We start from the raw sequence: 8,065 nt of genomic DNA, 5'->3' as shown, positions 1-8,065 counted from the left end.
CTTCGCTTGTCCGCACTGTTGCTGGCCCTGGGCCTGAGTGCCTGCGATGACGCCCCGCGTTTCACCAAGGCCGAGCCGGGGGAAGCGCGTTCGGGCGGTGCAGCGACCGTGCGCAAGAGCGATCAGAACGCCTTTTCCCTGCCATCGGCCAACCTGCCGCCCTCGCGGCGCGTGGATTTCAGTGTCGGCAACAGTTTCTTTCGCAGCCCGTGGGTGATCGCGCCGTCGACCACCACGGCGCGCGACGGCCTCGGCCCGTTGTTCAATACCAACGCCTGCCAGAACTGCCACATCAAGGACGGTCGCGGGCATCCGCCGGCACCTGACGCATCCAATGCGGTGTCGATGCTGGTGCGCCTGTCGATTCCCGACGCGCCGCAATACGCCAAAGTCATCGAACAGCTCGGCGTAGTGCCGGAGCCGGTGTATGGCGGGCAGTTTCAGGACATGGCCGTGCCCGGCGTTGCCCCGGAAGGCAAGGTGCGGGTCGACTACACACCGGTGCCGGTACGCTTCAAGGACGGCACCGAGGTCGAGTTGCGCAAACCGACTCTGCAGATCACCCAACTCGGTTACGGCCCGATGCACCCGGACACGCGTTTTTCCGCGCGGGTGGCGCCGCCGATGATTGGTCTGGGCCTGCTCGAAGCCATCCCCGAGGAGGCGATCCTCGCCAACGCCGCCGCCCAGGCGAAAGAGAACAACGGCATCAACGGCCGGCCCAACCGTGTCTGGGATGACCAGTTGCAGAAAACCGTCGTCGGCCGGTTCGGCTGGAAAGCCGGGCAGCCGAATCTCAATCAGCAGAACGTTCACGCGTTCTCCGGTGACATGGGCCTGACCACCAGCCTGCGGCCGTTCGACGATTGCACCGAGGTGCAAACCGCCTGCAAACAGGCGCCGAACGGCAATGGTCCCGACGGCGAACCGGAAGTCAGCGACAACATCCTGCGGCTGGTGCTGTTCTACAGCCGCAATCTCGCAGTGCCGGCGCGCCGTGGCGTCAACGATCCACAGGTGCTGGCCGGCAAGAATCTGTTTTTCCAGGCCGGTTGCCAGTCGTGTCACACGCCGAAATACACCACTGCCGCCGATGCCGCCGAACCGGAATTGGCCAATCAGGTGATTCGTCCATACAGCGACTTGCTGCTGCATGACATGGGCGAAGGCCTGGCGGACAACCGCACGGAATTCAAGGCCTCCGGCCGCGACTGGCGCACCCCGCCGTTGTGGGGGATTGGTCTGACGCAAGCGGTCAGCGGTCACACCCAGTTTTTGCATGACGGCCGCGCACGCAACCTGCTCGAAGCGGTGCTCTGGCATGGCGGCGAGGCGACGGCGGCGCAGCAACAGGTTTTGTCTTTCAATGCCGAGCAGCGCGCTGCGTTGCTGGCGTTTCTGAACTCACTTTAAATACTGAAAAAACATCGGGAGCCCGACATGTTCCGTCCCAAGTTACTGTTCACCAGCCTTGCCGCGCTCGCCCTCGGCGCCTGCTCGCCGCAGGACCCGCAAGCGGTCACTTCGGCGGCGATCGCCAAATCGGTGATCCTGCCGACCTACACTCGCTGGGTCGAAGCCGACAAGCAACTGGCAGTCAGCGCCCTCGCCTACTGCCAGGGCAAAGAGACCCTGGAAACCGCCCGTGCCGACTTCCTTCACGCGCAGAAAGCCTGGGCCGAGTTGCAACCGCTGTTGATCGGGCCGCTGGCCGAGGGCAATCGCTCGTGGCAAGTGCAGTTCTGGCCGGACAAGAAAAACCTCGTCGGCCGTCAGGTCGAGCAACTGGTCGTCGCCCAGCCGCAGATCGATGCCGCAGCGCTGGCCAAATCCAGCGTCGTGGTGCAAGGCCTGTCGGCTTACGAATACATCCTCTTCGACGCCAAGCCTGACGTCGCCAACGACGCGCAAAAAGCCAAATACTGCCCGCTGCTGATCGCCATCGGCGAACGCCAGAAGCAACTGGCCGAAGAGATCCTGCAGGGCTGGAACAACACCGATGGCATGCTCGCGCAGATGAGCAAGTTCCCCAACCAGCGCTACGCCGACTCCCACGAAGCGATCGCCGATCTGCTGCGCGTACAAGTGACTGCACTGGATACCCTGAAGAAAAAACTCGGCACGCCGATGGGCCGCCAGAGCAAAGGCGTGCCGCAGCCGTTCCAGGCGGATGCGTGGCGCAGCCAGTCGTCGCTGACCGCACTGGAAGCCAGCCTTGCCGCCGCCAAAACCGTCTGGGAAGGCGTCGACAACAAAGGCCTGCGCGGTCTGCTGCCGGCCGAACAGAAGCCGTTGGCGGACAAGATCGATGCCGCTTATGCCGCGTCGCTGAAGCTGTTCGACAGCACCCAGCGTTCGCTCGGCGAAATGCTCGAGGACGACGCCGGTCGCCAGCAACTCAACGATATCTACGACAGCCTCAACGTCGTCCATCGCCTGCATGAAGGCGAGCTGGCCAAGGCGCTGGGCATCCAACTGGGCTTCAACGCCAACGACGGTGACTGATGAGGGCGAGTGCCATGCTGCGACGTCAGGTTCTGACTTTAGGTAGTGCACTGCTGGGAGCAGTGACGCTGGGCGGCTGGACGCTGTTCAAACGCAAGGATCAGAGCCCGCTGCTGCTGTCGGCGCGTGACGATACTGACGGCAAGCATTACGCCGTCGGCTATCGGCTCGACGGTACGCGGGTGTTCGCCACCCACGTCGGCCAGCGTTGCCACGACATCATCAACCACCCGACGCAGCCGCTGGCGCTGTTCGTCGCGCGGCGTCCGGGAACCGAGAGTTACCTGATCGACCTGCGCGACGGCACGTTGCTGCAGACCGTGACCTCGCAGCCGAACCGGCACTTCTACGGCCACGCCGTGGTGCACAAGGACGGCGAATACCTGTACGCCACCGAAAACGATACGACCGATCCTGGTCGCGGTTTGCTCGGTGTGTATAAGTTCGAAGGCGAGCGGCTGGTGCACACGGGCGAGATTTCCACCCATGGCCTCGGCCCGCATCAGGTGTCGTGGATGCCCGACGGCGAGACGCTGGTGGTGGCCAACGGCGGCATTCGCACCGAGGCGGAAAGCCGCGTCGACATGAACCTCAACGCCATGGAACCGAGCCTGGTGCTGATGCAGCGCGACGGCACATTGCTGAGCAAGGAAACCCTCGCCCAGCAGATGAACAGCGTCCGCCACCTGGGCATCGCCAGTGACGGTACCATCGTCGCCGGCCAGCAATTCATGGGGCCGTCCCACGAGCGCTCGGAGCTGCTGGCGATCAAGCGACCCGGGCAACCGTTTGTGGCGTTCCCGGTAGCGGAAGATCAGTTGCAGGCGATGGGTCACTACACCGCCAGCGTTGCGGTGCACAGTGACCTGCGTCTGGTCGCGTTGACAGCGCCGCGCGGCAATCGCTTCTTTATCTGGGATCTGGACAGCGGCGAACTGCGCCTCGATGCGCCTTTGCCTGATTGCGCCGGCGTCGGTGCGGTAAAGGATGGCTTTGTCGTGACCTCGGGTCAGGGCCGTTGCCGTTACTACGATTGCCGGCAGGAACAGCTGCTGGCCAAGCCGCTGGAATTGCCGGCGGGGCTCTGGGACAACCATCTTCATCTGATGGCGTAGAACGTCCTTAAAAGATCGCAGCCTTCGGCAGCTCCTACTTTGGAATGCAATCCCCTGTAGGAGCTGCCGAAGGCTGCGATCTTTTGCTGTGTTGGCAGTTGGATTCCCTGCCACTCTCGGAGTAATGTTCGGGCCTGTCTCACCTGATTTATCCAAGGAAATGGAAATATGCTGCGTCGCCGCATGCTGATCATGTTGGGTGTTGTTTTGCTGATCGTCCTGGTACTGGGCGGATACAAAGCCTTTTCGATCTACACGATGATCCAGGGCTTTTCCAAGCCCAAGCCGCCGATCAGCGTCGCCGTGGCCACTGCCGGCGAACAGCCGTGGCAAATGCGCCTGCCCACCGTCGGCACGCTCAAGGCACTGCAAGGTGTCGACTTGAGTCTGGAAGTCGCCGGCACCGTCACTGAACTCAAATTCGAATCCGGGCAGAAGGTCAAGGCCGGGCAACCGTTGCTGCAACTCGACAGCGCCGTCGAGACCGCTCTGTTGGAAACCGCCCGCGCCGACCTCGGCCTGGCGCAACTGGACTTCGGCCGTGGCGCGCAACTGGTCGACAGCCGCGCGATCTCCAAAGGCGAGTACGACCGCCTCTCCGCCGTGCTGCAAAAGAACAAGGCCACGGTCAATCAGCTCAACGCGTCGCTGGCGAAAAAACGCATCCTCGCGCCATTCAGCGGCACCATCGGCATCCGCCAGGTCGACGTCGGCGACTACCTCGCCAGCGGTACCAAAATCGCTACGTTGCAGGATTTGAGCAGCCTTTACGCTGACTTCTATGTGCCGGAACAAGCGGTGCCGAAACTCGCTATCGGTCAGCCCGTGCAGTTCACCGTCGCCGCTTATCCGGGGCAGAACTTCGTCGGCAAGATCAGCGCGATCAATCCGATCGTCGAAAGCACCACGCGCAATATCCTCGTCCGCGCCACCCTCGCCAACCCCGACGGCAAGCTGCTGCCGGGCATGTTCGCCAGCCTTGAGGTGCTGCTGCCCGATCCACAGAAGCACATCGTCGTGCCGGAAAGCGCGATCACCTACACCCTGTACGGCAACTCGGTGTACGTGGTCGGGCAGAAGAAGGCCGAGGACGGCAGCGTCGCCAAGGATGACAACGGCCAACCGCTGCTGATCGCCGAACGTCGTTTCGTCGAAACCGGTGAACGCCGCGATGGCCTGGTGATGATCAACAAGGGCGTGCAGAGCGGCGAACAAGTGGTAACGGCGGGCCAGATCAAACTGGACAACGGTGCCCACATCGCCATCAGCGACGACAAGACCCTCGGCGAGCAGAACAGTCCGCCTCGCGCCGACTGATCAAGGAATCCCCATGGCTTTTACCGATCCGTTCATCCGCCGCCCGGTGCTCGCCACCGTGGTCAGCCTGCTGATTGTGCTGCTTGGCTTCCAGGCCTGGAGCAAGCTGCCCCTGCGCCAGTACCCGCAAATGGAAAACGCCCTGATCACGGTGACCACGGCTTATCCCGGGGCCAATGCCGAAACCATTCAGGGCTACATCACCCAGCCGATGCAACAGAGCCTGGCCAGCGCCGAGGGCATCGATTACATGACCTCGGTGAGCCGGCAGAACTTCTCGGTGATTTCGATCTACGCGCGCATCGGTGCCAACACCGACCGCTTGTTCACCGAACTGCTGGCCAAGGCCAACGAGGTGAAGAACAAGCTGCCGCAGGACGCCGAAGACCCGGTGCTGAGCAAGGAATCCGCCGACGCTTCGGCGCTGATGTACATCAGTTTCTTCAGCAAGGACCTGAGCAACCCGCAGATTACCGATTACCTGTCGCGTGTCATCCAGCCAAAACTGGCGACGCTGCCGGGCATGGCCGAAGCGGAGATCCTCGGCAATCAGGTGTTCGCCATGCGCCTGTGGCTCGACCCGGTGAAACTCGCCGGCTTTGGCCTCAGCGCCGCCGACGTGACTGCGGCGGTGCGCCAGTACAACTTCCTCTCCGCTGCCGGCGAAGTGAAAGGCGAGTACACCGTCACCAGCATCAACGCCAACACCGAACTGAAATCCGCCGAAGCCTTCGCGGCGATTCCGCTCAAGGTCGATGGCGACAGCCGTGTGTTGCTGCGTGATGTCGCGCGGGTGGAAATGGGCGCGGAAAACTACGATTCGATCAGCTCGTTCGGCGGCACGCCGTCGGTGTATATCGGCATCAAGGCCACCCCCGGCGCCAACCCGCTGGACGTGATCAAGGAAGTGCGCAAGCTGATGCCCGAGCTGGAAGCGCAGCTGCCGCCGAACCTGAAAAGCGAAATCGCCTACGACGCCACGCTGTTCATTCAGGCGTCGATCGATGAGGTGGTGAAAACCCTGTTCGAAGCGGTGCTGATCGTCATCGTCGTGGTGTTCCTGTTCCTCGGCGCGCTGCGTTCGGTAGTGATCCCGGTGGTGACCATTCCGCTGTCGATGATCGGCGTGATGTTCTTCATGCAGATGATGGGTTACTCGATGAACCTTCTGACGCTGCTGGCCATGGTGCTGGCCATCGGTCTGGTGGTGGACGATGCGATCGTCGTGGTGGAGAACATTCACCGGCATATCGAGGAAGGCAAGACGCCGTTCGATGCAGCCCTGGAAGGCGCGCGGGAAATTGCCATGCCGGTGGTGTCGATGACCATCACCCTGGCGGCGGTGTATGCGCCGATCGGTTTCCTCACCGGGCTGACCGGAGCGCTGTTCAAGGAGTTCGCCCTGACCCTGGCCGGTGCGGTGGTGATCTCCGGCGTCGTCGCCCTGACGCTGTCGCCGATGATGTGCGCGTTTCTGCTGCGCCACGAAGAGAATCCCAGCGGCCTGGCCCATCGCCTCGACCGCGTCTTTGAAGGCCTCAAGCGCCGCTATCAAAGCATGCTCCACGGCACGCTCAATACGCGGCCGGTGGTGCTGGTGTTTGCGGTGATCGTGCTGTGCCTGATTCCGGTGTTTCTCAAGTTCACCAAGTCGGAACTGGCCCCGGACGAGGATCAAGGCATCATTTTCATGATGGCCAGCGCACCGCAGCCGACCAACCTCGACTACCTGAGCACCTACACCGACGAATTCATCACCATCTTCAAAGAGTTTCCCGAGTACTACTCATCGTTCCAGATCAACGGCTACAACGGCGTGCAGGCCGGTATCGGCGGTTTCCTGCTCAAGCCATGGAACGAGCGCAGCCGCACGCAGATGGAAATCCTCCCCGAGGTGCAGAGCAAACTGGAGAGCATTCCCGGCCTGCAGATCTTCGGTTTCAACCTGCCCTCCCTGCCCGGCACCGGTGAGGGTCTGCCTTTCGAATTCGTGGTCAACACCGCCAATGACTACGAGCTGCTGCTGCAAGTCGCCGAGCGCATCGAGAAACGCGCCATGGAGTCGGGCAAGTTCGCCTTCGTCGACCTCGATCTGGCGTTCGACAAGCCGGAAGTAGTCGTGGATATCGACCGCGACAAGGCCGCGCAGATGGGCGTGTCGATGCTCGACCTCGGCAGCACGCTGGCGACCTTGCTCGGCGAGGCGGAAATCAACCGCTTCACCATCGACGGGCGCAGCTACAAGGTCATCGCCCAGGTTGAACGGGCCTACCGCGACAACCCGGACTGGCTGAACAATTACTACGTGAAAAACACCCAGGGCGAATTGCTGCCGCTGTCGACCTTGATCAAGGTCAGCGACCGCGCACGGCCGCGCCAGCTCAATCAGTTCCAGCAGCTCAACGCGGCGAAGATTTCCGGTTTCCCGCTGGTGAGCATGGGCGAAGCCATCGACACCGTGCTGCAGATTGCCCGCGAAGAAGCACCGGCCGGGTTTGCCTTCGATTACGGCGGTGCCTCGCGGCAATACGTACAGGAAGGCAGCGCATTGTGGGTAACTTTCGCCCTGGCATTGGCGATCATCTTTCTAGTGCTGGCCGCACAGTTTGAAAGCTTCCGTGACCCGCTGGTAATTCTGGTAACGGTGCCGCTGTCGATTTGCGGGGCGCTGATTCCGCTGTTCCTCGGCTGGTCGAGCATGAACATCTACACTCAGGTCGGGCTGGTGACGCTGATCGGCCTGATCAGCAAGCACGGCATCCTGATCGTCGAATTCGCCAACCAGTTGCGCAAGGACAAGGGCCTGACCGCCCGTGAAGCGGTGGAGGAAGCAGCGGCGATTCGCTTGCGCCCGGTGCTGATGACAACGGCGGCAATGGTGTTCGGCATGGTGCCGCTGATTCTGGCCACCGGTGCGGGCGCAGTGAGCCGCTTTGATATCGGCATGGTGATTGCGACGGGGATGTCGATCGGCACGCTGTTTACGCTGTTCGTGCTGCCGTGTGTTTATACCTTCCTCGCTAAGCCAGATGCCAGATAATGCACATTTCCCTGTGGGAGCGAGCCTGCTCGCGAATGCGGTATTTTGATCGTTCCCACGCTCTGCGTGGGAATGCAGCTCGGGACGC

General features: G+C 62.1%; 5 protein-coding genes. All 5 read left to right on the top strand.

Annotated features, from left to right (window positions below; translation table 11 throughout):
- Nucleotides 1-1,413 (top strand): di-heme oxidoredictase family protein (locus D8U60_RS09460; protein WP_130899989.1); only part of this gene is annotated, 1,413 nt, incomplete at its 5' end.
- A 27-nt stretch (nucleotides 1,414-1,440) separates the two neighbouring features.
- Nucleotides 1,441-2,505: an imelysin family protein gene (locus D8U60_RS09455; protein ID WP_122507745.1), complete on the top strand. Its 1,065-nt coding sequence runs from the start codon at nucleotides 1,441-1,443 to the stop codon at nucleotides 2,503-2,505.
- Nucleotides 2,506-2,519: 14 nt separating this feature from the next.
- Entirely contained in the window at nucleotides 2,520-3,620 is a 1,101-nt protein-coding gene (locus D8U60_RS09450) for a DUF1513 domain-containing protein (protein WP_130899988.1), read from the top strand.
- A gap of 168 nt (nucleotides 3,621-3,788) precedes the next feature.
- Nucleotides 3,789-4,937 carry an efflux RND transporter periplasmic adaptor subunit gene (locus tag D8U60_RS09445; RefSeq protein ID WP_076563993.1) on the top strand — a complete coding sequence of 383 codons (1,149 nt, stop codon included), beginning with the start codon at nucleotides 3,789-3,791 and terminating at the stop codon, nucleotides 4,935-4,937.
- Nucleotides 4,938-4,950: 13 nt separating this feature from the next.
- Nucleotides 4,951-7,977, top strand: a complete 3,027-nt coding sequence (locus tag D8U60_RS09440) for a multidrug efflux RND transporter permease subunit (RefSeq protein WP_130899987.1) — start codon at nucleotides 4,951-4,953, stop codon at nucleotides 7,975-7,977.
- Nucleotides 7,978-8,065 lie beyond the last annotated feature (88 nt).

This window comes from Pseudomonas sp. Sample_11, from assembly GCF_004307505.1.
Lineage (GTDB): Bacteria > Pseudomonadota > Gammaproteobacteria > Pseudomonadales > Pseudomonadaceae > Aquipseudomonas > Aquipseudomonas atacamensis.
The sequence above is the reverse complement of the archived record's forward strand: the minus strand, read 5'-3'. Positions and strand labels throughout refer to the sequence as shown.